This is a genomic window from Rhodococcus sp. C-2, from assembly GCF_027854095.1.
In the GTDB taxonomy this organism is placed as follows: Bacteria; Actinomycetota; Actinomycetes; order Mycobacteriales; family Mycobacteriaceae; genus Rhodococcus_F; species Rhodococcus_F qingshengii.
This window is the reverse complement of the sequence record NZ_JAQGFI010000014.1, coordinates 54,592-79,527: the sequence shown is the minus strand read 5'-3', so window position 1 is coordinate 79,527 and position 24,936 is coordinate 54,592. Positions and strand designations below refer to the sequence as shown.

Sequence of the window (24,936 nt, the reverse complement as noted above, 5' to 3'; positions counted from 1 at the left end):
TGTCGTCAGTTTCCGCCGCGGATCTCGGCGAGAACCTTCTCGGCATGCTCGACGCGAATGCTCTTGTCCGCGATCAGGCGTGCCACCACGGCGTCGATCTCGCTCTTCTGCGCTCCGGCGGTGGCAGCGATGTTGCGGGCGTGCAGCCCCATGTGTCCGCGCTGGACACCCTCACTGGCCAGAACGCGGACAGCAGCCAGGTTCTGCGCCAGGCCGACTGCCAGAATGATGCCGGCGAGTTCTTCGGCGCTCTCGACGCCGAGCATCTTGATTGCGGCCTGCGCTACCGGGTGCACCTTGGTGGCGCCGCCGACGAGGCCGACCGGCATGGGTAGCTCGAGGGTGCCGACGATGTTGCCGTCGGCATTCTTCTCGAAATGCGAGAGTGAGGAGTAGATTCCGTCGGCGTTGACTGCATGGGAATGGCACCCGGCTTCGACTGCGCGCGTGTCGTTTCCGGTTGCCAACACCACGGCGCTGATGCCGTTCATGATGCCCTTGTTGTGTGTCGCGGCGCGGTAGGGATCCAGCTCTGCCAAGCGTGCGGCATGGATCAGGTTGTCCACAACCTCTGCGCCGCCGATCAATTCGGCGTCGAACACGGCACGAACGCGCGTCAGCCGCAGATCTGCCTTGTTGGTGAGAATGCGAAGAACGACGTGCCCGCCGCCGATCTCGGCTACTCGATCCGCGATTGCCTCTGCCATCGTGTTGACTGCGTTGGCGCCCATCGCATCTCGTACGTCGACATGAAGGTGGAGGACGACGTAGGCGGCCTTGTCCGAAGAAACGATGCGTACCGAAACGTCCTTCACGCCACCGCCGACGCTGACCAGTTTCGGGTCCTGTTCGTTGGCGAGTGCAATGATTTCTTCACGTGCCTCGAGGAGTCGGATACGGGCGGCTGCCGGATCCACGACGTCGACGAGTTGTATCTGGGCCTGCATGATCGGCGGGGTACTCGAGACGTGAAAGCCGCCGAGTCCGCGTGCGATGCGAGCAGCGTTGCTTGCGGCTGCGACCACCGACGGCTCCTCGGTGGCGAGCGGGATCAGGTAGTCCGTGCCGTTGATCGTGAAGTTGGTGGCCACGCCGACCGGGATGCCGATGACGCCGAGGACGTTCTCGACCATGCGATCGGCCTGGTCGATGGTGAGGCCGTCGGCGGCGTCGTAGACCGCGATGTCTGCCTCGGTCAGGTCGGTCTGGCGGACGATCTCGGCGCGTCGTGCGGCGACGTCGTAGGACCGGAAATCGGCGATGCGGCTGTTGATGGACCGGTTGTTCATAGACACGTGGGGTCGTCCTCCTGAAGTGGTTCTGTGCTCCGCTTCACAGTAGGGAGGTCGATGCTTGCCAGGCCACGTGCTCACGACACATCGATCGGTCGAAATTGTAGTGTCATGCACCATCGGCGCTGTCGGTGATGCCGCTTCCGGCCTCTTCGGTTCCCACGTCCCGAAGTTCGTCGAGCCTCGTCGCCATGGACACCCGGAAAAAGTTCTCGTCTTCGCGCCACGATTGACCGAGGAGCGTACGGATGCGGTCGAGACGCTGAACGACGGTGTTGGGGTGATAGTTGAGTGCGCGGGCAGCCTTGGTCGGGCTCCCTTCGTTGCGTACCAGGGCACGAAGGGTCGCGGTGAGATCGGTGTCCTTGTCGCGGTCGTACGCGCGTACCGGGCCGATTACTTCGTCGATGAACTGATGAAGTGATTCCGGATTCTCGCCGAACAGAACGGTGTACGGCAGATATGACGCCGTCGTGACCGCGCCGTCGGTCTTGCCCAATGCCGTGAGTAGGCGGGCCGTGCGCAGCGCCGAGGTGAAGCGCGCCGGGAGCTCTTCGGGGCGTTCCGCCGTCGTCGGCGCAATGACTACTGCGTGCGGTCCTACCGAACCGGTGATCTGACGGTGAATGACCGTCGCCGCGGCTGCCGGGTTTCCCGAGCGCGAGACCACCGCGATCAATCCGGCATGCTGCGCCGCCAACCCCGCTACCGGCAGAGACTGCCCGATTGCGCGGAGCGCGGCGGTGCGGAGTTCCGGAGCGACCGACACCACGAGGACGGTGTCCAGTTCGCCGAGGGAGATGCCGAGGTTGCGGGTCCTACGTTCGAGATCGCGCCTGCGCTCGGGCGCAGTGCTCAGCAAGTCGGCGACCAGTTCGTCACGTGCACGCCGGTCCGCTGCTGCTGCCGCCGAGTGTTGCAACACGAGGATGGCAGTGACCTGAGCTGCCCGTTCCACGGTCCGGAGTTCGACGGGGCCGATCGGCGCGTCCGAACGATTCAGCAAGATGGCCCCGAGGAACGATTCTCCGGCGGTGACGGCGCTGACGAGTTGGATCACGGTCTCACTGTCATCGGCGACAAACGTGCATCGGCCGCTTCGGCGACTCTGGTCGATGGCCTCGGACACGGCGGGAGGAAGAGACAACGGCACCGTCGTGATCTGCTCGCCAGAGGATTTCACGAGAGGGCGTAGCTCACTGTCGACGACGACGGTGCTGCGCTCGAGCGAGCTGCTGAGGGTTCGTGCAACCTGGGCGTATCCGCCGCCGCGGAGAACGGCGTGGATCAGATCCTGGTGGACGATGTTCGATTTGTCCCGCGCGGACACGTGCTCGCGCAGCTCGTCGAGTGCTCGCCCGGTCTCGGCGGCGGATTCCTCGGCGCGGTCCAGCGCCCGTGCGGTTTGCAGGACTACCGAGGCGTGATCAGCCAGCGCCGAGAGCAGGGCGATCTGATCTGCGGTAAATCGTCGTTCCCGGCGGTCGGCGGCAAACAGGACTCCGAGGATCTGGCCGTCGGAGAGCATCGGCACGCCGAGAATCGCCACCAGACCCTCGGCGACGATCGCGGCATCGACCACTTCGTCATGGCGCGACTGCGTGTAGTCGCTGTAGTTCTGAACCCATTGGGCTGCTCGAGATTCGGCAATCGCGCTGACCAGTCCCGCGCCGGCAGGAACTTGCAGATGCTGGAGTTCCGGCGAGACCGCGCCGGCCGTCTTTCGAACATTCAGGTCACGAGTGATCACGTCGAACTCGGACAGGTACGTGACGTCGGTGCCCATGATGTCGTGTGCGCGGTTGACCAGCCTCTGCAGCAGTGTGTCCACGTCGCGAACCTGCGCGAGCTCACGTGCACTCGAATAGAGAACCGCCAATTCGTTCTCGCGACGGCGAAGTCGCCGAAATTCCGACCGACTGGCCCGGATGCGGGCCGCGGTCTCCGCGACCTCCGTTGCGCCAAAGCCGAATTCGGCAAGTACCTGTTCGACATGTTCGTCGCCGACTGCATCGGACGTCACGTCGAACAGCGCGGCAATCACGTTGGGCGCTGAGTCGGAGTCTGAATCAGGGGCGGTCACACCGAACAAACTACAGACCGGTGGATCCACCGAATTCGTCGAGCGGTGTGGATATGTGATTGTTGTTTGTTTCCAATGCATTCCGAGTCGTGCTCGTGTCTCCCGTTTCCCGTCTCAGTCTGTTCACGTCCTTCTCGAGCGCGCTGACTTCTGTCTCGAGGGCACTGATTTTGCGGTTCAACGCTTGGATGCTCGCCATGCAGACGCCGTTCGCGTCGACGGCGGAGATCCGGCGGGCGTTGGATCCCAAGCCGAAAATCGCCGCAAAGTCTTGCGCCATCGGACCCAGGTGACGGACCGACTTGTGGTCGAATCCGTAACTCCACGTACTTATTCGGAGTGCCGTCAACCGGTCGAGCACGTCCTGCGCGCTCGTCGGAACATCTACGCCGGTATGCACGCCACGTCGATGCGCGGCCCGTGCGAACACCCACTGCGCGGGGTGTCGCATCGCGGCGTTCACCCGAATACCGACCCGAGTGCCCAAAAATTCAGTGCGCTCGCCCTCGTCAGGCGGTGAGTTCACGTCGTGCGGTTTTGACGGTCTTGTCGCTCAGCAGAATTCCCGCTCCTGCGCCGAGCAGTCCGAGGCCGATTCCGACAGCGGCGCTGCCGAGGCCCAAAGCAATTCCCAACATGATTCCTCCAAAAATTGTGCGGTGAATTGAGGGGCCAGGTGTCCGACGAAAGTGCTGCCGACCTGCTCCGCGCTCATCTTTCACATTGCTCCGCCGTGCGGGCGATGACAACCCGTCTGGACCGAATTTCTCGTGGAAAACACAGGCGTGCAACACTGGGTGAAGAACTGCTGAGTCATCGGCGTCTTGTCGGCGCCGTACGGGCGGCAGTAATTGAGTAGCCATCGACCGATCTCTAACGCAGGTTTATCTGCGCGCGGCAACGATGACCAGGCAAAAGGGTGGCATGTGAACGAATCGAGCAGTGGCTTGTTTTCCGACCTCAGCGCGTCGGAGCCCGTTGTCGACGCAAAAAGCGCCGAGCAACTGGCTGCCGAGCGTGAAACTGCGGCAGCAGAACGCTCCAACACCGACACCGCTGAACAGCGGCAGTCGCAGCTGTTCAGCGGTTAAGCGCGTCAGGACTCCTTGATCACCGACAGAACATTGCCGGCGGGATCGGTGAACCAGGCGATGTCGGGGCCGTTGCCACGCATGATGCCTCGCGCATCCTGGGGGAATCCGTCGTATTTGAGAAACTCCACGCCACGTGCGGTCAGTTGGTCGACGGTTGTGTCGATGTCGTCGACGACGAAGTTGAGAATCGTGTAGGTCGCCGCTTCGTGATTCGGCTTCGGATAAACGAGGATCTCGGTTCCGCCGGCAAGATGTAGGCGAATCAGTCCCATGTCTCCGTCGGTTACCTTCAACCCGAGTGTTTCGCCGTAGAACTTCTTTGCAGAGTCGATGTCTGTCACCGAAAATCCGCTGAATGCTTTCGTGTCTGTAAGCATGACTATCTCCGTTCCCAGCGGTTGCCGGACTAGGTGGTTTGGGAATCCGTCATTCCGGATTCCATCTCGGCCCTGGCTTCCTCGCTGAACTCGATGATCTGAACGTAGTTTCCGTCGGGGTCGATCGCAGTGGCGAACAAACTGCCCCCGCGGTCTTCGAGTGGAGCGTGCCATTTTCCGCCGAGCGCATCGATGCGCTGTGCGATCGACCGGGCGTCGTCGGTTTCGACGTTGAGGAACATGCGACCCGGCTGGGGGTTGGTCTCGCCGACGTCGTCGCGTCTGTCGAGCATCACGTAGAAACCGTTGAAGTCGAGCACGTCGTAGCCGGGTTCGCCGGGAGTCCGGTCGACCTTCGGGGCGAACGCCTCGGCGTACCAGTCGCGCAAGCGTTCGGGGTCGGTGCTCGAGAGCAAAATGCTGCTGATGCTGGATCCGGACATGGGTCCTCCTGCTGTCGGTCGTTACTGTCGTCGGTAATCGAGGCTCTGGCCACGTCACCTCCCAGATACAGACTTCCCGCAGCGGCGAAACTCATCGCGGCTCAGGTGTGTTCCGACACCAAGATCGCTGTCGTCCCTGGTTCGAGCGCCCGAAAGATGTGCTCCTCGTCGCCGGGATAAGCAAGATAATCGCCCGGTCCGAGTTCGATCGGATTTGCAGTGGGCCCGACCTCCGCCCGTCCGGTGCCGATCACGACGTGTTCGGTGGTGCCGCGTGCATGCGGAGTGGAAATACGCGGCTCGCCCGGTTCGGCGACTATCCGATACAGATCGCGTCGTGCGTTCGGTGGGCTCGGCGCCAAGAGCGTCGCGATGTACGACGCGTGCGCCGACGCAATCGCGGGACCTTCTCCGGCTCGAATCAACTGAACGGTCTGTGCCTGAGAGTCGACGAGTTGTGAGAACGGCACACCCAATGCGTTTCCGAGTGCCCACAGAGTTTCGAGGCTCGGATTTCCGAGTCCGGATTCGAGTTGGGAGAGTGTGGACTTGGCGATATCGGCGCGCCGGGCGACCTCCGAAAGGCTCAAGCCTGCTCGGGCACGTTCGCGTTTGAGTGCGACGGCGACCAGTTTCTGAGGAGTCTCCGCTGTATCCGTTTCATTACTGGGCATCGTTCGATTCTCCGATCGATCGTTCTACTTGACGAACGGTGTCACTTCGTTCAACATAGAATACATGCGTTCTTTATGGCGAACAGTTGATCGAGACACGGTTCGGGTGAGCGCGCTGATCTGTCTCTCCGTGGCCATCGTCGGTGTGTCCTACGGTGTGACGGCAGGATCGGCTGGATTCTCGTTGTGGCAGCTTTTGGCGTTGGCTGTACTCGTTCTGGGAGCGTCTTCGGAGTTCTTGTTCATCGGAATCATCGCGGCCGGAGGCGGCGCCGTCGCTGCAGTTGTAGCCGGCTTGCTGATCAACTCCCGAAACTTCGCCTACGGATTGGCAGCGGGATCGTTTCTCGGCGAGGCTCGCCACACGGATTCAGGCTGGCGCAGGGGCTCGGGCTGGCGCAAGTTGGTCGGCGCGCACCTGGTCAACGACGAAAGCGTCGCGGTTGCCATGGCGCAGGGCTCGGTGAAGCAGAAGCGTGCGGCCTTCTGGTTCTGTGGGATCGGGATCGCGGTGTCGTGGCCGATCGGAGCTCTCCTGGGCGGGCTGCTCGGCAGCGTCGTCCGAGACCCCGGCGCGTTGGGATTGGATGCCGCGTTTCCGGTTGTCATTCTGGCCCTTGTCTTTCCTGCGCTGAAGGAGAAGGTGACGCTGCTTGCCGCCCTGATCGGTGCAGCAGTCGCGGTGGCCACGTCGCCGTTCCTGCCGCCCGGTACCGCGCCGCTCGTAGCGCTGCTGAGTATCGCGGTGACGATACCGTTCCGGGAGAAGGTTCGATGAATACCGCGTCGGTCTGGATCGGTATCGTCGTGTTCGCTTGCGGTTCTTACGCTTTGCGGGCAAGTGGCGTTCTGCTCCGCGCTCGGGTGAAGCTCTCCGGCTTCGCCGAGAAAACCCTCGATCGTGCTGTCGTGGTGCTGCTGCTCGCAGTGGTTGTGACATCGACGGTCTTCACCGGGCATGACGTTGCGGGGCCGGCGCGGATGCTCGGCGTGGTGGCCGGAGGCATCTGCGCCTGGTTCAAGGCGCCGTTGGTGGTCGTGGTGATTGTCGCGGCCGGCACTACTGCAGTACTCCGACTGTCAGGAGTGTCGTAGAGCCGATTCGATGGGCGTTGAATCGGGGATCGAATTCAGGCGAGTGCGAATGCCGTCGATGAACAGGTCCAGGCCGAACTGGAAGCGCACTGTCGGATCGCCGTCGAGGAGGTCCTCGTCGGAACCGCCGCCGATCACCTCGGGGGAGTCGGGGGAAATGGGTGCTCTGGTCAGTGCCCCCATTTCTTCCATCTGCGCTCGGGACTGCTCGTCCACGGTATGGCCGAGTACGTAATACAGCAGGGCGTACGCCGCGAGTTGGGCGTGCTCGCGTGAGAGACCGGATTCTTGCCCGGCTTGTACGAAATGCTCGCGCACCTTGCTGTTCGTCATCCGCGAAGCGAAGGTGGCGCTGACCAACTCGGCGCCGTCGCGGTGCGCCAGTAGGGCAGACCGAAGTCTGTGTGCCAGTTCGGAATACGCTTCTTGCCACGTGTCTGCGTCGACGGGGGCGTCGAGGTCTTCGAGGATCTTGTCGACGACCGCGCCGAGCAAGGTCTGCTTGTTCGGGAAGTGCCAGTACAGGGCGCCGGGTTGGACGCCTAGTGAGGTTGCGAGCCTGCGCATCGTGAGGTCGGCAAGTCCGAACTCGTCGAGTATCGCCATGGCGCCGTCCAGCACGTCGCCGCGTCGCAACTGCACTTGTCGTTCCCCTCGTTTCGTCCCGCTGTGGACCGCTCGCGATCGGATGTCGATCGGACCCGCCTTTGACAGTATTCCACCACGTCTCTAACGTGAACACCGTTCAACTTGTACGGTGTTCAATTTTGCTGGTTTCGAAGGAGACGTCTGTGACCCCGCCCCCGATTAGCACGGCCCCTGCGACGGTCGACATCCTCGACCAGGCGCGCGAGCAAGTTCTCGAAAGAGGAGTTGGCCTGACCGAAAGCCAGGTGCTCGACGTACTCCGACTCGACGACGGCAGGCTCGAAGACCTGCTGGCTCTCGCCCACGATGTGCGTATGAAGTGGTGTGGACCGGAGGTCGAGGTCGAGGGCATCATCAGCCTGAAGACGGGCGGCTGCCCTGAGGACTGCCATTTCTGCTCGCAGTCCGGACTCTTCCAGTCGCCGGTTCGCGCGGCGTGGTTGGACATCCCGAGCTTGGTGGAAGCTGCCAAGCAGACTGCGAAGTCGGGCGCTACCGAGTTCTGCATCGTGGCCGCCGTCCGCGGACCCGACGCCCGGTTGCTCGCTCAGGTTGCCGCAGGCATCGAGGCGATCCGCAACGAGGTCGACATCCAGATCGCCTGCTCGCTCGGCATGCTCACCCAGGAGCAGGTCGACCAACTGGCCGCCATGGGTGTGCACCGGTACAACCACAACTTGGAAACTTCGAAGTCGCATTTCCCGAACGTCGTGACCACGCACTCGTGGGAAGAGCGGTGGAACACGCTTCGGATGGTTCGCGAAGCAGGCATGGAAGTGTGCTGCGGCGGAATCCTCGGCATGGGCGAATCGCTGGAGCAGCGCGCAGAATTCGCGGCCAACCTGGCTGAACTGGAGCCGGACGAGGTCCCGCTCAACTTCCTCAACCCGCGTCCGGGTACCCCGTTCGGTGATCTGGACGTGTTGCCCGCCAGCGAGGCGCTCAAGTCCGTGGCGGCATTCCGTCTCGCGCTGCCTCGCACGATCCTGCGCTTCGCGGGTGGACGCGAGATCACTCTCGGCGACCTGGGTGCCAAGCAGGGCATCCTCGGCGGAATCAACGCCGTGATCGTCGGCAACTATCTGACGACCCTCGGACGTCCCGCCGAGAAGGATCTGGATTTGTTGGTGGATCTGCAGATGCCGATCAAAGCACTGAACGACACTCTGTGAGCACTCCGGTGACCGAGGAGCGGTACAACCCGTTCACCGGGCGTCGGATCGTCGACGGCGTCGACGATCCGACGCCGCCTGCGGCGTCGATGGGGCTCGAGCCTCCTCGCTTCTGCGAGCAGTGCGGGCGCCGCATGATCGTTCAGGTCAGCCCTGACGGATGGTGGGCGAAATGCTCCCGACACGGTGTCGTCGACTCGATCGACGTCGCCCGCAGGTAGCGTCACTCTGTGTGATCTCTCTTCGGCAGATTCGTCTGCGCACCGCGATCGTGATCGCCGCAACCATTGCGGGCGTGAGCGTGCTCGTCGGTGTGCTGTGGGCGTTCTTGGCTCCGGCCGAGCACCTGTTGGTGGTGTCCGAGGGGCGCGGCGTCGCGTTGACGGGTGAGAGCCTTCATCAGTTCGACGCGAGCGCCGTGTTCATCTGGCTGGCACTGATCGTCGGTGTGCTGTCGGCGGTGGCGGCCTGGTTGGCACGCCTGAGTCGAGGTCCTTATGCCCTGGGCGGGTTGATAGTCGGTTCAGTGGCAGGTACCGGACTGATGGCACTCGTGGGTTCGGGCGTGACAAAACTGCGTTTCCCCACGGCCGACAATCCGGCGGTCGGGGAGATCATTGCGCGGGCCCCGAACGTCGGAACTTTGCTCGTGCTTCTGTTTCAGCCGCTCGCGGCGTGCGTCGTGACATTGGTTCTTGCAGTGCTCAATCCGTACGACGACCTCGGGGTGGGGGACCACCCGGAATCCGGGGATCCGGAATCTGGGGATCCGGCCACCGACACCGAACAGGCCGAAGTCGAAAGCCAGCCGAAACTTCCGTAACTGTTGCGTCGCTACGCCGGCGAGGTCGACGAACGCTTGGTTTCGGCTTTCATTCGCACGTCACCCAACAGTCGCCCGGAAATCAGCGCGCCCAACCGGCGGGTTGCGAAGCGAGTGCTGATCGAGGACACCCAGTTCGGCAGTCCCGATACGACGGTCGGCGGCGCGTAGCGTCGATCCAGTGCTCGGAAAGCGGTGTCCACCACCTGAGTTGCCGTCTGCATTCGCCCGACCGCCGCGTCTTCGGAGCCGACTACGTCGAAGAACTCGGTGCGCGTCGGACCGGGGCACACCGCCAATACAGTCAATCCGCTGCCGCGAGCTTCGGCCCAGAGTGCTTCGGTGAAGTTGAGTACAAACGCCTTGGACGCGCCGTAGACGGCCATGCCCGGTGTCGGCTGGAACGACGCTGTGCTGGCGACGTTGACCAGTGCTCCGCGGCCGGTGAGAAGGTCGGGCAGGAATGTGTGTGTCAGCTCGACCAGCGTGGCGATGTTGAGCTGAATCTCGGACGTGACGCGCTCGAGATCTTCGTCCACGAATGCCCCGTGTGTTCCGAATCCGGCGTTGTTGATCAGCGAGTCGACGGTGATGCCACGGTTTGTCAGCTCCTGGTGCAGCGATGCACCGACGCCGGGTGCGGCCAGGTCGGCGGGCAGGACTGTCACGATGATGCCGTGGGCGCCACGGAGTTCGGTGGCGAGTGCCTCGAGGCGGTCGGCCCGCCTGGCGACCAGAACCAGGTTTGCGCCGCGAGCGGCAAAGCGATGAGCGAATTCCACTCCGAGCCCAGCGCTGGCTCCGGTGATGAGGACGGTGGTTCCGGCTACGTCGATGGCCATGGTGGCTCCTTCGGTTCGGGTGATCCCAAATGTAGGCACTGACACCATAGTTGTCAATGACAACATTTTGATATGGTGCCACCATGCCCGCCCACGAACAGCCGTATCATCACGGCAGCCTGCGACAGGAACTCCTGGCGTCGGCCGAAGCAACACTCGAACGAGATGGCGTCGACAAGTTGTCGCTGAGGCAACTCGCGCGTGAGGCGGGCGTGAGCCACGCGGCTCCGGGCAAGCACTTTCGTGATCGCCAGGCTTTGCTCGATGCCTTGGCCGAAAGTGGATTCCATCGGATGACCGGTGCGCTCGAGCGGGCAGTCGCGGATGCTCCACCGACCGCGAGGGCCCGGTTCTCCTCGCTCGCCAATGCCTACGTGGATTTTGCGCTGGAGCATCCGGGCCTGCTCTCTCTGATGTACAGCAACAAGCATGCGCCGGGCGCCGCCGAAACTGTCGTCAACGCGGGGCACGCGACGATGGACCTGACCGTCCGGCTCGTTTCGGAAGCTCAGGCCGCAGGTGACATTGCCGCCGGTGATCCGGAAAGTATTGCGCTGGTTGCCTTTGCGACGTTCCACGGCGTCGCGACGCTTGCTGCGGGCGGAATGTTGGGCGACGTGCCGGTGGGCGAGGTGGTGAACGCGGCCTCGACGGTCTTCTGGGCGGGCCTTTCCAGGGCTGTCTGAGGTGGGGCGCGCAATTCCCCAGAGTTCTCACAGAACCAGCACAAGGGAAGCACAAGATTGCGGACTTACATAGGAGTCAAGAAGATTGATTCCGAGTGGAGGTTCGGCAATGAGTGTTTCAGAGAACGCCGCCAACAGGGGAGTTGTACTTGTCACGGACATCGGATTCGAGCACGGTGCGCGCACGGCCGCCGAGTTTCTCGACGCTGGTTGGAGCGTGGCAGTCACGGCGCGGACGGTCACCGAATTGGTTCGCGTCATGGCGGGAAAACCTGCCCATCGCTTCTTTGCGATTGTCGCCGATCCGACGGATCGTTGGCAGGCCGATCGGATTCTCGATCGGGTGACGACTCGGTTCGGTGTAATCAACCGGGTCATCGATCCGGCCGGCGCCGTGACCTCGGTGTGGTTGCAGCGCGGAAGTCTCGAAGCTGTTGCCTGACAGTGCGATCGGTGTCAGCTTGGCGGCCGTAGTGCGGCGAATTCGTCGGTGACCCGCAAGGTGGAGTCGGTGAAACGGTACAGGGCGGGTGGACGTCCACCCGACTTGCCGGACGGTGCGGTGTTGCCGGTGGGAGTCAGAACGCCTCGACGCCCCAGCACGCGTTGCAAATTGGTGGCATCGACCTGGTAACCGAGGGCAGCGCAGTAGATTTCGCGCAGTGTCGACATCGCGAACTCTTCCGGGGCCAGCCCGAATGCGATGTTGGTGTACGAGAGTTTCGCGGCAAGTCGATTGCGCGCGTGCCGTACGACGGTTCCGTGGTCGAACGACATCTCCGGCAACTTCGAAACGGGGTGCCAGGCCGTGTCCGGTGGCAGTTGTGGGTCGGCGCTGAGGGGAACGAGTCCGAGGAAGGTCGACGCGATGCGGCGCGGACCCGGCACGCGCTGTGGATCACTGAAGACGGAGAGCTGTTCGAGGTGGGCGACCTTTCGTAGGTCGACCTTCTCGGCGAGGAGTCGTCGAGCGGAGGTCGTCAGGTCCTCGTCGTCGCGCAGAGTGCCCCCGGGCAGGGACCACGTGCCCTTCTGTGGGTTGAGTGCACGCTGCCACAGCAGCACGGCCAACTCTTCACGACCTTGCGGGCAGTGATCGCCGTCACCTGCGGCGATGCTTGCGGGGAAGGTGCGAACTTGGAACACCGCTGCAAGCACTTCGTGGGTGGTGTTACTATTGGGCACGTTTTCGATCCTAAGTCGAAAACCTCGAATACGGAAATCCGGGCCAGCCCGTCCGGATTTGAACTGGGTGACGAGCCCGGGTTCACGGTGAAGGAGAACGCCATGACGACCACGACGTTATGGGAGGGATCGGCCTCGCAGATTCACGACGGCCCCGGCGGATACAACGGAGTCGAAGCGACCCCCGAGTGGGCCGCTGAGATCAAACGTCTGGCTCGCGAACGCGGCGCGACGATTCTTGCGCACAACTACCAGCTGCCTGCGATTCAGGACGTCGCCGATCATGTCGGTGACTCCCTGGCGCTGTCGCGAATCGCTGCCGAGGCGCCCGAGGACACGATTGTCTTCTGCGGTGTGCACTTCATGGCCGAGACCGCGAAGATCCTGTCGCCGTCCAAGACCGTGCTGATCCCGGACGAGCGAGCCGGCTGCTCTCTGGCCGACTCGATCAATGCCGAGCAGCTTCGTGAGTGGAAGGCCGACAACCCGAACGCCCTGGTGGTGTCGTACGTGAACACAACCGCAGAGGTGAAGGGTCTCACCGACATCTGCTGCACCTCGTCCAATGCGGTCGACGTGGTCAACTCGATCGATCCCGACCGCGAGGTTCTGTTCCTGCCGGACCAGTTCCTGGGAGCTCACGTCAAGCGCGTGACGGGCCGTACCAACATGCAGATCTGGGCTGGTGAGTGCCACGTGCACGCCGGCATCAACGGTGACGAGCTGACGGCCAAGTCCAAGTCGCACCCGGACGCCGAGCTGTTCGTGCACCCTGAATGTGGTTGCGCTACTTCGGCTCTGTACCTAGCAGGTGAAGGCGCGGTCCCCGCGGACAAGGTCAAGATTCTCTCCACCGGCGGAATGCTCGACGCTGCCCGCGTCACCAAGAGCAAGCAGGTTCTGGTCGCGACCGAGATCGGGATGCTGCACCAGTTGCGCAAGGCAGCGCCCGACGTCGATTTCCAGGCCGTCAACGACCGCGCGTCGTGCCCGTACATGAAGATGATCACGCCTGCCGCGTTGCTTCGCTGCCTTCTCGAGGGCAAGGACGAGGTCCACGTCGATCTCGAGATGGCCAAGCGTGCACAGAAGTCGGTGCAGCGCATGATCGAGATCGGTAATCCGGGCGGCGGCGAGTGACCAGCCCTGCCGGGCGTTTCGCCTGGGAGGCTCATGCCGACCTGGTCGTCGTGGGAGGCGGTGTCGCGGGCCTCACCGCTGCGCGCACCGCTTCTCTGCGGGGATTGAAAGTACTCACGGTCAGCAAGGGCGGTCCGACGGACACCGCGACTCAGTACGCGCAGGGCGGCATCGCGGTCGTCGACGATCTGAATACCGATTCCGTCGAGTCGCACGTTTCGGATACGTGTGAGGCCGGCGTCGGTTTGTGCGACGAGGAAGCCGTCTATTCCATCGTCGAAGCTGGTCACGACGCTGTTGCTGCGCTGGCCGCGTTGGGAGCGGTCTTCGATCGCGGGCGAGACGGCGAGGTGTCGCGCACCCGCGAGGGTGGGCACAGCACGCGTCGGATCATCCATGCCGGCGGCGACGCCACTGGCGCGGAAGTGCAGCGGGCTCTCAATGCTGCCGGGCTCCCCGTTCTGTTCGGTGCAGCGGCAGTCCAGGTGGTGACCAACCGGCGTGGGGTGTGCGGACTCATCGTCTCCTCGCCGGAAGGCCTCGGAGTGATCCATGCGCCCGCGGTGCTGCTCGCTACCGGCGGACTCGGTCAGCTGTATGCCTGCAGCACAAATCCGCCCGGAGCGACTGCCGACGGAATCGCGTTGGCACTCGAAGCCGGTGCGGCGATTGCGGACCTGGAGTTCGTTCAGTTCCATCCGACGGTGCTCTTCACTCCGGGCGGGGTAGGCCGCCGACCCCTGATCAGTGAGGCGGTCCGCGGCGAGGGCGCGATTCTTGTCGACACCAACGGTGATTCGGTCACCGCAGGTGTTCATCCGCTGGGTGATCTCGCCCCGCGTGACGTGGTCTCGAGGGCAATCGCAGCACGCCTACGCGATCTCGGCACTGATCACGTCTATCTCGACGCTCGCAAGCTCGACGGTTTCGATTCGAGATTCCCGACCATCACGGCGTCCTGCCTCGAAGCGGGCATCGATCCACGCACCCAATTAATTCCGGTCGCCCCGGCCGCGCACTATTCGTGCGGCGGAGTCGCCACCGACGTCCATGGACGAACGGGAGTGCCTGGTCTCTACGCAGCAGGCGAAGTGGCTCGCACGGGATTGCACGGCGCGAATCGTCTTGCGTCCAACAGCCTTCTCGAGGGTTTGGTAGTCGGGGAGCGTGCAGGAATCGCAGCTGCCGAGCGTCGCGAGGTTCATGCCGAAGTGGTCAACGTGGTGCGCAAGCCGATGCCGATCCTGCCGCGAGAGACCGTGCAGTCCGTCATGACGGCACACGCGTCAGTGGTTCGCGACGGAGGCGGTCTCCAGATTGCGCGAGCCGCGCTTGCCGACGCCGAACAGACAGTGGCGGTGGCTGCTCCGGACCTCGAAGACGCGGCGCTCACGTTGACCGCGACTGCATTGGTCGACGTGGCCGTGGCGCGAACCGAGAGCCGTGGCTGCCATACCCGCACCGACTATCCTGAAACAGATCCGAATCAGCGTCGCAGCACTCGGATCAAGATGGGTGCCGACGGAGCGCTCGAAATACCCGACATGTTGTTGACAGGAGTTCATTGATGACCGAGCAGAAGATCCTGCCCGCGCCGCTCGACCGTGACGAGCTGCTCACATTGGTCAGGCTCGCTCTGGACGAGGATCTGCGCTATGGACCCGACATCACTTCTACCGCAACGGTTCCCGCCGATGCGGTCGCGAAGGCGTCGGTCGTCTCACGCTCCTCGGGTACTGTCGCCGGCATCGACGTCGGACTGCTTGTTCTCGACGAGGTGATCGGCGCGGGTAACTACGAGGTCGTTGATCGGGTGGCCGACGGAACTCGGGTTGCGCCAGGTCAATCGGTGCTCACCGTTGTCGCGCCCACCCGCGGACTTCTCACGGCAGAGCGCACGATGCTCAACCTCGTCTGCCATCTCTCGGGAATCGCCACGGCGACATCACAGTGGGTCGACGCCATCGCCGGCACTCATGCCAAAGTGCGGGACAGCCGAAAGACGCTGCCCGGACTGCGTTCTCTGCAGAAATATGCAGTCCACGTGGGCGGAGGCGTCAACCACCGTATGGGATTGGGCGACGCGGCGTTGATCAAGGACAACCATGTTGCTGCTGCCGGTTCGGTGGTCGCAGCACTTCGTGCGGTCCGTGAGCTCGCCCCGGACATCGAGTGCGAAGTTGAGGTCGACAACCTCACTCAGCTCGATCAGGTGCTGGCGGAGAATGTGGAACTTGTTCTGCTGGACAACTTCCCGCTGTGGCAGACGCAGATCGCGGTCCAGCGCCGAGACGCTGTTGCTCCAGAAACCAAACTCGAGTCATCCGGTGGTCTCACCATCGACGTTGCCGCAGAGTACGCCCGAACCGGCGTCGACTACCTCGCTGTCGGTGCCTTGACGCACTCGGTGACGGTCCTCGACCTCGGGCTCGACATGTAGGTGTCGCTATTGCTCGGCGTCGAGCAGTTGCGGGACGGCCGAGCGAAGCGCGTTTGTCACGGTTGCGACCGCCGGGTGAGCGTCGGAGCCCGCTCGGTGTGCAATCTTCGTCCTTCGTCGAATGTGCATCGGCGTCAGGCGCACACCTAGCGGCGGATGGATTGCTCCGAGTTCAGGAACCAGCGAAACACCCTGTCCCGCAGCGACGAGGGCGAGAACGGTGGCGAACTCGTCGATGTGGTGTCGCACTTTCGGGGTGAATCCAGCTGCCTGGCATGCGCGAATAGTCATTGCATGACAAGCAGTTCCGGGAATTGCGGTAATCCAGGGACGTTCTACGCAGTCGGTCAGTGATGCGACAGCGTCGTGGGGATCTGACTCGATGTCACTCGAAGCGAGGTACACGGCTTCGCTGCACAGCGGCAATGTCGTCAGGCCCGGTTCGGTGGGGCGAGGGACGAAGTCGTAGTCGTGAATCAATGCCAAGTCCAGAGTCCCAGCTCGTAGGTCGTCGGCGACGTCCGCCGGGTCGATCTCCGAAACCATCGGTTCCAACCCGGGATGCTCGCGAGACAGGGCGATCAATGCCGCCGGGAGGATCGCCCGTGCCGCGGTCGGGAACGTTCCGATGCGCAGCGGCCCCGCCAGTCCACGACGTGCGTCGACCAATTCACCTGACGCCTGCTCCAGGCGTTGCAGGATGGCTTCGGCATGACGTGCGAGGTTCTCACCGGCGGGTGTGAGTCGGACGCGACGGCCTGTTCGTTCCAGCAGCGGCACGCCGGCTTCACGTTCGAGGACGGCCAACTGCTGCGACACCGCGGAGGGACTGAACGACAGCGCCTCGGCAACGGCAACGATGGTTCCGCGCAGCGCTAGTTCGCGCAAGAGCTTCAGTCGGCGAACATCGAGCATCAGCTCAGCTTACGCTCGACGATGGAAATGCGAACTAGACCTACAAGGTTTGTTCGGTGAGGCTGAGTTCTATGACTACGACTCGAGTTGACCTGGCCGGAATCCATGTTCCACTGATCACGCCCTTCGAGAGCGACGGTCGTATTGCAACCGATGCACTCGAACAGCTTGCGCACCAGGTCCTCTCCGAGGGTGCGGTCGGACTCGTTGCGCTGGGGACTACAGCGGAAGCCGCAACACTCACCGAACAGGAGATAGTGACCGTTCTGGATATCTGTGCGAATGTGTGCCGTGCGAGAGGCGCGACGTTGATCGTCGGCGCGGGCAGTAACGACACGGCGGCCAGTGCGCAGGCGCTCGGGAGGCTGGCTCGGTGGCCTGAGGTCTCAGCGGCGTTGGTGCCGGTTCCCTCCTTTACGAGGCCGTCGAAAGCCGGTGTGGTGGCGCATTTCGCGCATCTGCAGTCGTCGAGCCCAGTGCCGCTGATCGTCTATCACGTGCCGTACCGGACTGCGTGCGATCTGGACAGCGGCACTTTGCAGGAGGTGGGTACTTTGCCCGGGGTTGTTGGTGTGAAGTATGCCGCGGGCGGTATCGACGCAGCTGCCGTCGAACTCTTCGCGGATCTTCCAGGCGACTTCGCCGTACTGGCGGGGGATGATCTATTTCTCGCGCCTCTTCTGGCCTTGGGTGCGGCCGGTGGCATCTTGGCGTCCGCTCATGTGTCGACCGCTGAGTTCGTCCGCTTGGTAAAAGCTTGGGACAGTAGCGATGTGGACGGCGCCCGTGACCTCGGGCGGAGTTTGTCGAAGCTGTCCGGAGCTCTGTTTTCCGAACCGAACCCGACTGTGATCAAGGGCGTATTGCATGCGTTGGGACAGATTCCGACTCCCCATGTGCGACTGCCGTTGCTACCTGCGGGTGACGAATCGGTAGCGCGGGCGCTCGAGGTCTACCACTCTTGACTCGAACGCATGTTCGAGTATTGTGTGGGGAGGGGATCGGGGGATTCAATGAGTGTCTTGTTGTCGGATGTGGTGTCTGGTTCTGCGGTGGGGTTACGCGGACGTCTGTGGCGGTTGTCTGCTGCCGAGTTGCGCGCTGCTGCTGTCGAAGCGAGTGCGGAGATTCTTCGTCTCGAAGCTGTGCGTGTGGCGGTGGTGGACGAGTTGTCGTTGCGCCCGGATGATCAGGTGATTGCCAGTCGCGGTGTGGGGTCCTGGTTGGCGGCTAACACGATGCTGCAGGTTCGGGACGGGAAGAAGATCGCCGCGTTGGGTGCGGCTTTGCGGCCGTTTCCGGCGGTGGCTGCTCGGTTCGATGGCGGGGATTGCTCGTTCGAGCATGCGGTGTTGATCGTGGCGTTCTGCGAGTCACCGCCGAAGGGGATGCCGGAGGAGGCATTACCGAAGTGCATCGATTTGTTGTTGGCGGCTGCGTCGGGTGTGGAGGCGACGACGACGAAGGTGCGGAACGTGATCGCGACGTTGGAGCGGTTGTTCGAATCGGATGAGATTCCACCCGCCGAGGATACCGACCTCAACGAGCTGCGGATCGCGTCGACATTGAACGGTCGAGTGGTGGTGCGCGGTGATTTCGACGCCCTCACCGGTGAAATGTTGTTGTCGGCGTTGTCGAGTCTGACGATGCCGATCCCGGCACCGGATGGGACGCCGGATTCTCGGTCGGCGGCGAAGCGGACCGCGGATGGGTTCACGGAACTGATTCGCCGCTATCTCGATTGCGCTAAGACCGGCACCGATGGTGGTCAGCGGCCGCACGTGAACGTGCACATCAACGCTCGGGATCTGGCGGAGCATCGGGATTGCGCCGCCGCACCCGCTGCTTCTGATGACGGAATGGCTGTGTCGGATCTTGATGTCGGGCACATGCCCTGGCTGGGCCCGCTGTCGGTGTCGCAGACCAGGCTTCTCGGGTGTGATTGTTTCCTGTCGACCGTTCTGCTCGACGATCACGGCGCGCCCTTGGATGCGAAACCAGGAAAGAGGTTGGTCACCGCCGAACAACGGACTGCGTTGATTGCCCGCGACAGAGGCTGCGCGTTCCCGGGTTGCACATGCGTGCCCGCCTGGACTGATGCGCACCACATCCGGCACTGGGCGAACGGTGGCCCGACGGTGATGAACAACCTGGTGCTGCTGTGCCGTTCACATCACCGACTGATACACCGCAAATCAGGGTTCGTCGGGAAATGGGCGATCCGAATAGGCGCCGACAACAAACCGTGGTTCATCCCGCCGCCCTCGATCGACCCCGGCCAGCACCCGCGACCGGCCAACACCACATTCAAAACCTGACTGAGTGGTGACACCCGTTCAGGCGCACAACTTCACGCCGATAGGCTTCAACTCGGAGATACACCCGGGTTGGGGCCTGGAGGCCGTGTTGTTGTGAACGGCTGCAGATATGGGGGAGGTCATATGGTTGTCGACGTTGTGCAAGCGGTCGAGACCGATGGGCCGGAGATTCTGGCGCTGCGGCACGCGGCAGAAGACTGGTTGGCAGAACGCGGAATCATCCAGTGGCGCCCGCGTGAAGTGTCTGTCGAGCAGGTCGGGGAGCAGATTTCGAGAGGGGAGTTCTTTGTTGCGCGAGACCGGGAACAGTCGAGGATTGTCGGTGCCCTGCGGTTGATCTGGTCAGACCCCGTGGTCTGGCCCAATTCGAACGATCCTGCCGGCTACGTGCACGGATTAGTTATCGATCGAGAATTCTCGGGCACCTCGTTGGGCGAACGCTTACTCGTCTGGGCCCATCGACGGTCCGCGCAGGAGAACGCGCAGTACCTGCGGCTCGATTGTGTAGAAACCAACGTGCGGTTGCGCCGCTATTACCGAGACGCGGGTTTCGCCGAGGTAGGGCGTCGTGACTTCGGAGACGATGCCGACAACGGGTGGTTCAGCGTCGTGCTGTTCGAGCGCTCCCTGACCTGATCCATTCACAGCAACTTTCCAGGCGGCTCCCAGTGCCGCCAGGGTTGGAGACGCGATCGTTGGCAGGACAGTAACTCGTGAAGGGACTTCCTGATGACCGCCGTTCTGCATCCGGCCCCGCGTCAGCGGCCGGCACCAACTGCCCATCGCGCGGAGCCCTCGCCGTCGTGGTTCCGCACGCGCAGTACGGGATTGGCGCTGACGATCCTGTTGGCAGCAACGGCAGTCCTGTATTTGTGGAATCTGACCGCGAGTGGCTACGCCAACACCTTCTACGCTGCAGCGGCGCAGGCCGGCTCCCAGAATTGGAAAGCGTGGTTCTTCGGGTCCCTCGATACCTCGAATTTCATCACGGTCGACAAACCGCCCGCTTCATTGTGGGTCATGGGTGTGTCCGGGCGAATCTTCGGATTTTCGAGTGCCAGCCTTCTAGTTCCGCAGGCATTGATGGGCATCGGATCGGTTGCGCTCGTATACGCGGCCGTCAAACGAGTGGCGTCGCCCGCTGCGGGTTTGGTGGCGGGAGCTGTTTTGGCAGCTACGCCCGCTGCCGCCCTGATGTTCAAGTTCGACAATCCTGATGCACTGTTGGTTCTGCTCATGACTCTCGCCGGCTACTTCGTTATTCGCGCCATGTGCACGGCGATAGGTCGTCGAGCCGCTATGTGGGTGGCGCTCGCAGGAGTAGCGCTGGGGTTTGCCTTTCTCACCAAGATGCTGCAAGGGCTGATGGTGTTGCCTGCATTTGGTGCCGCGTATTTGATCGCCGGACAGGTGCGCTTGCGGACTCGCCTGGTCCACCTGGTGATCGGTGCTGCGTCCGTTGTCATATCGGCTGGGTGGTGGGTGTTGGCAGTGTGGCTGTGGCCCGCTGATTCTCGCCCGTACATCGGCGGATCGACCAACAACAGCGTCATGGACTTGGTAGTGGGATACAACGGATTGGGTCGACTTTTCGGGAGCACCGGTGGCGGTGGCGGAATGGCCGGTGGCAGTGCAGGTTCGAGCTTCGGGGGAAGTGCCGGACTCGAACGGCTGTTCGGCAGCGAGATGGGTATCCAGATTTCCTGGCTTATTCCTGCGGCTTTGATTGCGCTGGTGTTCGGCCTGCTCGCCTGTGGGCGCGCACCGCGCACAGATCTTGTCCGTGCGTCGTTGATCCTTTGGGGTGGCTGGTTTCTCGTTACCGGCCTGATCTTCAGCTACATGTCCGGCACGATCCACCCCTACTACACAGTTGCGCTGGCGCCCGCCGTCGCGGGGATGATCGGGACCGGTGGATACGCTCTGTGGTTGGTCCGTGCCCGTTGGATCGGACGTTGCGGGTTGGCTGCGACGATGCTGGCCGCAGGAATCTGGAGCTGGGTGTTGTTGCACCGCAATGCCGACTGGCTGCCGATGCTGAAGTGGATTCTGTTGGCGGGCACTGTCGTCGGCGCGATCCTGGTTCTCGTGGGAGCTAAGGATCGATTTCGCAAGCTCGCTGTCGCTGGATTGATTCTTGGATCGTTGGCAGGGATAACCGGTTCTGCGTCTTACGCGATTGCCACTGCCGCAACAGCGCACGGTGGGTCCATCCCGACGGCCGGACCGACCGGCGCCGTGTCCGACTCCGGAATCGGCGGGGGAGGAGGTATGGGTGGGGGCCCAGAGCTGCAAAACGGTGACGCTCCGCCGAATTCTTCTGACGCGACTGTAAATCCGGCGTCGAACGGGCAAGAACTGAGTAGCGGCAGTGAAAGTACTTCCGAGTTGACGGCAATGCTGGTCAATGCGGGCACCACGTGGTCGGCCGCGACCAACGGCTCGCAAAGCGCAGCAACCTACGAGTTGGCCAGCAATACCGCGGTGATGGCGATCGGCGGTTGGAGTTCCGATCCCGCACCGACATTGGATCAATTCATCCAGTACGTGGCAGACGGAAAAATTCACTACTACATTGCCGGTGGCCAGGGCGGAAGCCAGAGAGAGGGCCAAAGCGGGGGCAGCACCTCGAGTGTCATCCAGGAATGGGTCGAAGCGAATTTCACGTCGACAACGGTGGGAAATTCCACGATCTACGACCTCAGCGGGTATGTCGGATAGCGACGTAGTTGTTGTGGTAGGCAATGATCGAGAAATGTCTGGGCGCAGCGCACACGAGTCGAACCGTCGCCGCGAGCAATGGACCTGGCGTGACGGGCTGGTGATCGTCTCGATCGTCGCCTTGGGAACTGTTGTCGCGGCGGTGACGAACGAAGACACGGGCACGTCGATTCCCGGCTGCGATTCGGTGGCATCGCCGGGTCCGCCGGTGCGTATCAACTACGGTTTTGCCGGTGAGCCCGGCTATGACGACCCGGACTATCCATGGTTCTCGGGACCGAAGGCCACCGCCATGAGCGACGCACTACTCGAATCGCTGCCTTCCGATGTCGACGTTGCATTTGCGAGTCCATCGAAATCGCTCGAGTTTGCGCCGATCCAGAATTACCGGGGTGCCTCGTTTCCTGACGGGGTCGACCCGATCGAGTTCAGCGGTTCTACGTCGGCGAAGGGAACCTTGACTCGCGTCGGGCGGACTGCGGATATCTCGGTTCAGGTGCGTGCATGGGATCAGCCGGTGCCGCCGTGCTTGGAGGGTCTGGTGGATCGGCGGGAGCATCTCGAAAACGGAACAGTGCTCGACATCGCCGATTTCGAGGACAGAGCCGATTTCGAAGACACGGACGGTTCGGAAGTCGGGGGCGAGCGCGGAGTCGTCGCGTATCTCGGTGATGGATCCCGGGTTGTTGCCAGCGTCGACACGTCGACCGGAACTTCGTCGGATGCTTCCCCGCTCTTGACGATGGACGAACTGATCGCGTTAGCGACCGCGCCGGGGCTTGCGGTGACTGCGCCGGTTCCAGACTCGACGCCGCCGCCGATGGCATCCTGCTACACCGATTCTGTGAATGCCGGTCCACCTGCGTCGCGCATGGATATCGACCGACTGAATCAGTTGCTCGATGCACGTTGGAAGGATCTCGGCGCGGCAGGCGTCACTTTGGAGCGCCCGCTCGGTTCGTTGGTTCCAGATGATTACGGACAGGGAGGAGTGTGCGAGCGGATCGTCGCCTCGACAGCGGACGGCAGCAGCGATGTCGAAATATCAGTTGGTACCGCTGTGCCGGAACCGGGTGACACACTGACGTTGCCAGGCTCCACCACCGTGACTCGCCTGGTCGATCCCGATGGCTCGGGCGATGACACGGTCCGGGTTGTTCACCCCTCCGGCGAAACAGTAGTGGTGACCCAGTTCGTGACATCGGCTGGCTCCACATCGGCGTCGCCTTTGACAATCGAACAGCTCGAGTTCATCGCAACCACTCCAGGGCTGGTGATTTCGGCTCGGTGACGGTGGTGCTGGCACAATAGTGGCGAATTGTTCGTACCCAGAGACGTCGGAGGCTCAACGAATGGGCGATGCCAGCCCTGCTCGCGGTGACGATTTCTCCACCTGGTTCATCGACCAGTTCTCCGTGTACTGGCAGTCCGGCGGTGGGGCCCGCATCGAAGGACGTATTGCGGGCTATCTGTTGATCAGCGAGTCGCCAGGGGTCAGCGCCGAAGAGTTGGCGCAGGCACTCGGAGCAAGTCGCGGATCGGTGTCCACCTACATTCGTCGGTTGATCGACCGGGGGTTCGTCAAGCTCACGCGCAAGCCTCGGGATCGGACTCACTACTACGTCATGGATTCCGACGTGTGGGGCGGATTCCTCGAAACAGAGCACGTGTATCTCGAGAATCAACGCAAGCTTGCGACCGAGGCCCTGCAGTACGCAAATCCCAACGGTCCCGCGTACATTCGCGTGCTCAACATGCGCGATTACATGGGGTGGATCATCGACAATCGCATGCTGAGCAGTGAGTGGATGCGATTCAAAGCTGAACGCGACGGCAAGAAACCCGCGTCCGAATAGGACGCGGGTTTCTCGATCGCACGATGCTGATCTACATCACTTGTTCAGCTTCGCGATTGCCTCGTCGATCATCGGCACGTAGCGCTCGAGCGACCAGGGCACGGTCAGAGGGTTGATCATCGAGGAACCGGTGACGAAGGGCTGTTCGGTCGGAGCGATGACAGTTCCCCGAGCCACAGCGGGGATTGCCTGGTAAGCGGGCTGCGCTTCGATCTCGGCCCGGTTGGCCGGGTCCGAGTAGAAGGTGAAGAGCAGGTCGGACTTGTCGAGGAGGTTTGCGTTCTCGAGGCCGATGACGGCCGAGTCTGTTCCTTCAGATTCCGTCAAGGTGTAGACGACGGGATCCACCTGCAGGCCAAGTGCGCGGACCATGGCCACACGCTGCTCTTCGGCGAAAAAGACGCCGAGGGTTCCTGGGCCCGTGTTGTAGATGAAGGAGAAGCTGACGTCGGCGTAGTTCGGATGTGCTGCAGTCGATTCCGCGAACTGCGACTTGATCTTGTCGATTTCGGACGTTGCCTTCTCGGATTCACCCATGGCTTTGCCGATGACGTTGATCTGGTCTTCCCACGTGATGGTCCAGGGGCTCTCGGCGTAGGCGACGGTCGGCGCGAACGCGTTGAGTGAGTCGAACTGCTGCTGTGTGATGCCGGACCAGGGGGCGAGGATCAGGTCGGGTTCGAGAGCGATGATCGCCTCGATGTTGAGATCGGTTCCGCCGGTGAACTGCTCTGGCAGTTCGCCACCTTGCTTCGTGACCGCTTCGTGGACCCACGGCAGATACCCGGTGTCGTCGCTGCCCCATGCGTACTTTTCGACGCCGACGGGGATCGTGCCGAGCGCGATTACGGTCTCCGCCGACCCCATGCCGAGAGTCACGATTCGCTCGGGCTTTTCGGTGATGACGGCGTTTCCGAGCGCACTTTCGATGGTGACGGTTTCGAAGTCGCTGCTGCTCGATTCGGTTGCGGTGTCGTTGTTACTGCATCCGCCGATTACCAGGGCGGCAATGACCAATCCACTCAGCGCCACAGTTCGGCGAAGTGAGCGCACACGGGCGTATCGCATGGGGAACCTTCCGTTGTCGATGCGCCGAGGAGTGAGACTCCGACGGATCGCAGCCGACGGCCGG

29 protein-coding genes are annotated in these 24,936 nt (G+C 62.6%); 17 read left to right on the top strand and 12 right to left on the bottom strand.

Annotated elements, in window-relative coordinates; all coding sequences use genetic code 11:
• Nucleotides 1–5: 5 nt before the first annotated feature.
• From PCS43_RS26735 to PCS43_RS26720, 4 genes are all read right to left on the bottom strand, one after another.
• Nucleotides 6–1,289: a hydroxymethylglutaryl-CoA reductase, degradative gene (locus PCS43_RS26735; RefSeq protein WP_054827941.1), complete on the bottom strand. Its 1,284-nt coding sequence runs from the start codon at nt 1,287–1,289 to the stop codon at nt 6–8.
• Between the two features lie 112 nt (nt 1,290–1,401).
• Entirely contained in the window at nt 1,402–3,375 is a 1,974-nt protein-coding gene (locus tag PCS43_RS26730) for a helix-turn-helix domain-containing protein (protein WP_270923135.1), read from the bottom strand.
• A gap of 10 nt (nt 3,376–3,385) precedes the next feature.
• The gene (locus PCS43_RS26725) at nt 3,386–3,901 is read right to left on the bottom strand and encodes a tail fiber domain-containing protein (protein WP_030537101.1); all 516 of its coding nucleotides are present in this window, start codon (nt 3,899–3,901) and stop codon (nt 3,386–3,388) included.
• Nucleotides 3,885–4,013 carry a hypothetical protein gene (locus PCS43_RS26720; RefSeq protein WP_003941742.1) on the bottom strand — a complete coding sequence of 43 codons (129 nt, stop codon included), beginning with the start codon at nt 4,011–4,013 and terminating at the stop codon, nt 3,885–3,887. Before PCS43_RS26720 ends, PCS43_RS26725 begins: the two co-directional genes overlap by 17 nt.
• Nucleotides 4,014–4,301: 288 nt before the next feature.
• On the opposite strand from PCS43_RS26720, the gene PCS43_RS26715 reads away from it, so the two are divergent.
• On the top strand, nt 4,302–4,466 hold the full coding sequence (locus tag PCS43_RS26715) for a hypothetical protein (protein WP_003941708.1): 165 nt from the start codon (nt 4,302–4,304) through the stop codon (nt 4,464–4,466).
• 5 nt (nt 4,467–4,471) lie between these two features.
• Here the strand turns inward: PCS43_RS26715 and PCS43_RS26710 are convergent, their stop codons facing one another.
• The 3 genes from PCS43_RS26710 to PCS43_RS26700 form a co-directional block, all read right to left on the bottom strand.
• Nucleotides 4,472–4,846 (bottom strand): VOC family protein, encoded by a 375-nt coding sequence (locus PCS43_RS26710; protein ID WP_030537100.1) that lies wholly within the window; start codon nt 4,844–4,846, stop codon nt 4,472–4,474.
• A gap of 29 nt (nt 4,847–4,875) precedes the next feature.
• Nucleotides 4,876–5,289 (bottom strand): VOC family protein, encoded by a 414-nt coding sequence (locus PCS43_RS26705; protein ID WP_030537099.1) that lies wholly within the window; start codon nt 5,287–5,289, stop codon nt 4,876–4,878.
• Nucleotides 5,290–5,390: 101 nt separating this feature from the next.
• A complete protein-coding gene (locus PCS43_RS26700; protein WP_209908865.1) occupies nt 5,391–5,963 on the bottom strand; it encodes a helix-turn-helix domain-containing protein in 573 nt (190 codons plus the stop codon).
• A 64-nt stretch (nt 5,964–6,027) separates the two neighbouring features.
• Here PCS43_RS26700 and PCS43_RS26695 point away from each other — a divergent pair, with 64 nt between their 5' ends.
• Nucleotides 6,028–6,741, top strand: coding sequence for an AzlC family ABC transporter permease (locus tag PCS43_RS26695; RefSeq protein ID WP_209908861.1), 714 nt, complete (start codon nt 6,028–6,030; stop codon nt 6,739–6,741).
• Nucleotides 6,738–7,058, top strand: a complete 321-nt coding sequence (locus tag PCS43_RS26690; protein WP_007733089.1) for an AzlD domain-containing protein — start codon at nt 6,738–6,740, stop codon at nt 7,056–7,058. The genes PCS43_RS26695 and PCS43_RS26690 overlap by 4 nt, the downstream gene beginning before the upstream one ends.
• Here PCS43_RS26690 and PCS43_RS26685 read toward each other — a convergent pair.
• A complete protein-coding gene (locus PCS43_RS26685) occupies nt 7,044–7,700 on the bottom strand; it encodes a TetR/AcrR family transcriptional regulator C-terminal domain-containing protein (protein WP_007733086.1) in 657 nt (218 codons plus the stop codon). The genes PCS43_RS26690 and PCS43_RS26685 overlap by 15 nt on opposite strands.
• A gap of 164 nt (nt 7,701–7,864) precedes the next feature.
• On the opposite strand from PCS43_RS26685, the gene bioB reads away from it, so the two are divergent.
• The 3 genes from bioB to PCS43_RS26670 are packed head-to-tail and all read left to right on the top strand — an operon-like array spanning nt 7,865 to nt 9,701.
• Nucleotides 7,865–8,878 (top strand): biotin synthase BioB, encoded by a 1,014-nt coding sequence (gene bioB / locus PCS43_RS26680; RefSeq protein WP_209911610.1) that lies wholly within the window; start codon nt 7,865–7,867, stop codon nt 8,876–8,878.
• The gene (gene bsaP, locus PCS43_RS26675) at nt 8,875–9,099 is read left to right on the top strand and encodes a biotin synthase auxiliary protein BsaP (RefSeq protein WP_030537095.1); all 225 of its coding nucleotides are present in this window, start codon (nt 8,875–8,877) and stop codon (nt 9,097–9,099) included. The genes bioB and bsaP overlap by 4 nt, the downstream gene beginning before the upstream one ends.
• 11 nt (nt 9,100–9,110) lie before the next feature.
• Nucleotides 9,111–9,701, top strand: a complete 591-nt coding sequence (locus PCS43_RS26670) for a DUF2567 domain-containing protein (protein ID WP_007733080.1) — start codon at nt 9,111–9,113, stop codon at nt 9,699–9,701.
• Nucleotides 9,702–9,712: 11 nt separating this feature from the next.
• On the opposite strand, the gene PCS43_RS26665 is transcribed toward PCS43_RS26670, so the two are convergent.
• On the bottom strand, nt 9,713–10,543 hold the full coding sequence (locus PCS43_RS26665; protein ID WP_037126834.1) for an SDR family NAD(P)-dependent oxidoreductase: 831 nt from the start codon (nt 10,541–10,543) through the stop codon (nt 9,713–9,715).
• A gap of 83 nt (nt 10,544–10,626) precedes the next feature.
• Between PCS43_RS26665 and PCS43_RS26660 the strand changes: the two genes are divergently transcribed.
• A complete protein-coding gene (locus PCS43_RS26660; protein WP_007733070.1) occupies nt 10,627–11,229 on the top strand; it encodes a TetR/AcrR family transcriptional regulator in 603 nt (200 codons plus the stop codon).
• A 109-nt stretch (nt 11,230–11,338) separates the two neighbouring features.
• Complete coding sequence (locus PCS43_RS26655) at nt 11,339–11,671, top strand: short-chain dehydrogenase (protein WP_030537093.1); 333 nt, start codon at nt 11,339–11,341, stop codon at nt 11,669–11,671.
• 14 nt (nt 11,672–11,685) lie between these two features.
• Here the strand turns inward: PCS43_RS26655 and PCS43_RS26650 are convergent, their stop codons facing one another.
• Nucleotides 11,686–12,414, bottom strand: coding sequence for an NUDIX hydrolase (locus PCS43_RS26650; protein ID WP_007733069.1), 729 nt, complete (start codon nt 12,412–12,414; stop codon nt 11,686–11,688).
• Between the two features lie 102 nt (nt 12,415–12,516).
• Here PCS43_RS26650 and nadA point away from each other — a divergent pair, with 102 nt between their 5' ends.
• From nadA to nadC, 3 genes are read left to right on the top strand one after another with little or no spacing between them, the layout of a single operon-like run.
• Nucleotides 12,517–13,554, top strand: coding sequence for a quinolinate synthase NadA (nadA, locus tag PCS43_RS26645; protein WP_003941702.1), 1,038 nt, complete (start codon nt 12,517–12,519; stop codon nt 13,552–13,554).
• Entirely contained in the window at nt 13,551–15,122 is a 1,572-nt protein-coding gene (locus tag PCS43_RS26640) for an L-aspartate oxidase (RefSeq protein WP_003941771.1), read from the top strand. The genes nadA and PCS43_RS26640 overlap by 4 nt, the downstream gene beginning before the upstream one ends.
• Nucleotides 15,122–15,994, top strand: a complete 873-nt coding sequence (gene nadC, locus PCS43_RS26635; RefSeq protein WP_003941805.1) for a carboxylating nicotinate-nucleotide diphosphorylase — start codon at nt 15,122–15,124, stop codon at nt 15,992–15,994. The genes PCS43_RS26640 and nadC overlap by 1 nt, the downstream gene beginning before the upstream one ends.
• Before the next feature lie 6 nt (nt 15,995–16,000).
• On the opposite strand, the gene PCS43_RS26630 is transcribed toward nadC, so the two are convergent.
• The gene (locus PCS43_RS26630; RefSeq protein ID WP_070160579.1) at nt 16,001–16,909 is read right to left on the bottom strand and encodes a LysR substrate-binding domain-containing protein; all 909 of its coding nucleotides are present in this window, start codon (nt 16,907–16,909) and stop codon (nt 16,001–16,003) included.
• A 71-nt stretch (nt 16,910–16,980) separates the two neighbouring features.
• Here PCS43_RS26630 and PCS43_RS26625 point away from each other — a divergent pair, with 71 nt between their 5' ends.
• From PCS43_RS26625 to PCS43_RS26600, 6 genes are all read left to right on the top strand, one after another.
• Nucleotides 16,981–17,874, top strand: a complete 894-nt coding sequence (locus PCS43_RS26625) for a dihydrodipicolinate synthase family protein (RefSeq protein ID WP_270923134.1) — start codon at nt 16,981–16,983, stop codon at nt 17,872–17,874.
• A 48-nt stretch (nt 17,875–17,922) separates the two neighbouring features.
• Complete coding sequence (locus tag PCS43_RS26620) at nt 17,923–19,227, top strand: HNH endonuclease signature motif containing protein (RefSeq protein ID WP_073513041.1); 1,305 nt, start codon at nt 17,923–17,925, stop codon at nt 19,225–19,227.
• 123 nt (nt 19,228–19,350) lie between these two features.
• The gene (locus PCS43_RS26615; RefSeq protein WP_054801584.1) at nt 19,351–19,863 is read left to right on the top strand and encodes a GNAT family N-acetyltransferase; all 513 of its coding nucleotides are present in this window, start codon (nt 19,351–19,353) and stop codon (nt 19,861–19,863) included.
• Nucleotides 19,864–19,956: 93 nt separating this feature from the next.
• On the top strand, nt 19,957–21,948 hold the full coding sequence (locus PCS43_RS26610) for a glycosyltransferase family 39 protein (RefSeq protein ID WP_081305501.1): 1,992 nt from the start codon (nt 19,957–19,959) through the stop codon (nt 21,946–21,948).
• Nucleotides 21,949–21,982: 34 nt separating this feature from the next.
• Nucleotides 21,983–23,239, top strand: coding sequence for a hypothetical protein (locus tag PCS43_RS26605; protein WP_065456570.1), 1,257 nt, complete (start codon nt 21,983–21,985; stop codon nt 23,237–23,239).
• 61 nt (nt 23,240–23,300) lie between these two features.
• Nucleotides 23,301–23,804: a GbsR/MarR family transcriptional regulator gene (locus PCS43_RS26600; protein ID WP_003942377.1), complete on the top strand. Its 504-nt coding sequence runs from the start codon at nt 23,301–23,303 to the stop codon at nt 23,802–23,804.
• A 36-nt stretch (nt 23,805–23,840) separates the two neighbouring features.
• Here PCS43_RS26600 and PCS43_RS26595 read toward each other — a convergent pair whose 3' ends face one another.
• A complete protein-coding gene (locus PCS43_RS26595; RefSeq protein ID WP_020969805.1) occupies nt 23,841–24,872 on the bottom strand; it encodes an iron-siderophore ABC transporter substrate-binding protein in 1,032 nt (343 codons plus the stop codon).
• Nucleotides 24,873–24,936: the final 64 nt, after the last annotated feature.

Coding starts and splice junctions, on each gene's coding strand:
- PCS43_RS26735 (WP_054827941.1), bottom strand. CDS start 1,289: ATGAACAACCGGTCCATCAACAGCCGCATCGCCGATTTCCGGTCCTAC.
- PCS43_RS26720 (WP_003941742.1), bottom strand. CDS start 4,013: ATGTTGGGAATTGCTTTGGGCCTCGGCAGCGCCGCTGTCGGAATCGGC.
- PCS43_RS26710 (WP_030537100.1), bottom strand. CDS start 4,846: ATGCTTACAGACACGAAAGCATTCAGCGGATTTTCGGTGACAGACATC.
- PCS43_RS26705 (WP_030537099.1), bottom strand. CDS start 5,289: ATGTCCGGATCCAGCATCAGCAGCATTTTGCTCTCGAGCACCGACCCC.
- PCS43_RS26700 (WP_209908865.1), bottom strand. CDS start 5,963: ATGCCCAGTAATGAAACGGATACAGCGGAGACTCCTCAGAAACTGGTC.
- PCS43_RS26695 (WP_209908861.1), top strand. CDS start 6,028: ATGCGTTCTTTATGGCGAACAGTTGATCGAGACACGGTTCGGGTGAGC.
- PCS43_RS26690 (WP_007733089.1), top strand. CDS start 6,738: ATGAATACCGCGTCGGTCTGGATCGGTATCGTCGTGTTCGCTTGCGGT.
- PCS43_RS26665 (WP_037126834.1), bottom strand. CDS start 10,543: ATGGCCATCGACGTAGCCGGAACCACCGTCCTCATCACCGGAGCCAGC.
- PCS43_RS26660 (WP_007733070.1), top strand. CDS start 10,627: ATGCCCGCCCACGAACAGCCGTATCATCACGGCAGCCTGCGACAGGAA.
- PCS43_RS26655 (WP_030537093.1), top strand. CDS start 11,339: ATGAGTGTTTCAGAGAACGCCGCCAACAGGGGAGTTGTACTTGTCACG.
- nadA (WP_003941702.1), top strand. CDS start 12,517: ATGACGACCACGACGTTATGGGAGGGATCGGCCTCGCAGATTCACGAC.
- nadC (WP_003941805.1), top strand. CDS start 15,122: ATGACCGAGCAGAAGATCCTGCCCGCGCCGCTCGACCGTGACGAGCTG.
- PCS43_RS26630 (WP_070160579.1), bottom strand. CDS start 16,909: ATGCTCGATGTTCGCCGACTGAAGCTCTTGCGCGAACTAGCGCTGCGC.
- PCS43_RS26625 (WP_270923134.1), top strand. CDS start 16,981: ATGACTACGACTCGAGTTGACCTGGCCGGAATCCATGTTCCACTGATC.
- PCS43_RS26620 (WP_073513041.1), top strand. CDS start 17,923: ATGAGTGTCTTGTTGTCGGATGTGGTGTCTGGTTCTGCGGTGGGGTTA.
- PCS43_RS26615 (WP_054801584.1), top strand. CDS start 19,351: ATGGTTGTCGACGTTGTGCAAGCGGTCGAGACCGATGGGCCGGAGATT.
- PCS43_RS26610 (WP_081305501.1), top strand. CDS start 19,957: ATGACCGCCGTTCTGCATCCGGCCCCGCGTCAGCGGCCGGCACCAACT.
- PCS43_RS26605 (WP_065456570.1), top strand. CDS start 21,983: ATGTCTGGGCGCAGCGCACACGAGTCGAACCGTCGCCGCGAGCAATGG.
- PCS43_RS26600 (WP_003942377.1), top strand. CDS start 23,301: ATGGGCGATGCCAGCCCTGCTCGCGGTGACGATTTCTCCACCTGGTTC.
- PCS43_RS26595 (WP_020969805.1), bottom strand. CDS start 24,872: ATGCGATACGCCCGTGTGCGCTCACTTCGCCGAACTGTGGCGCTGAGT.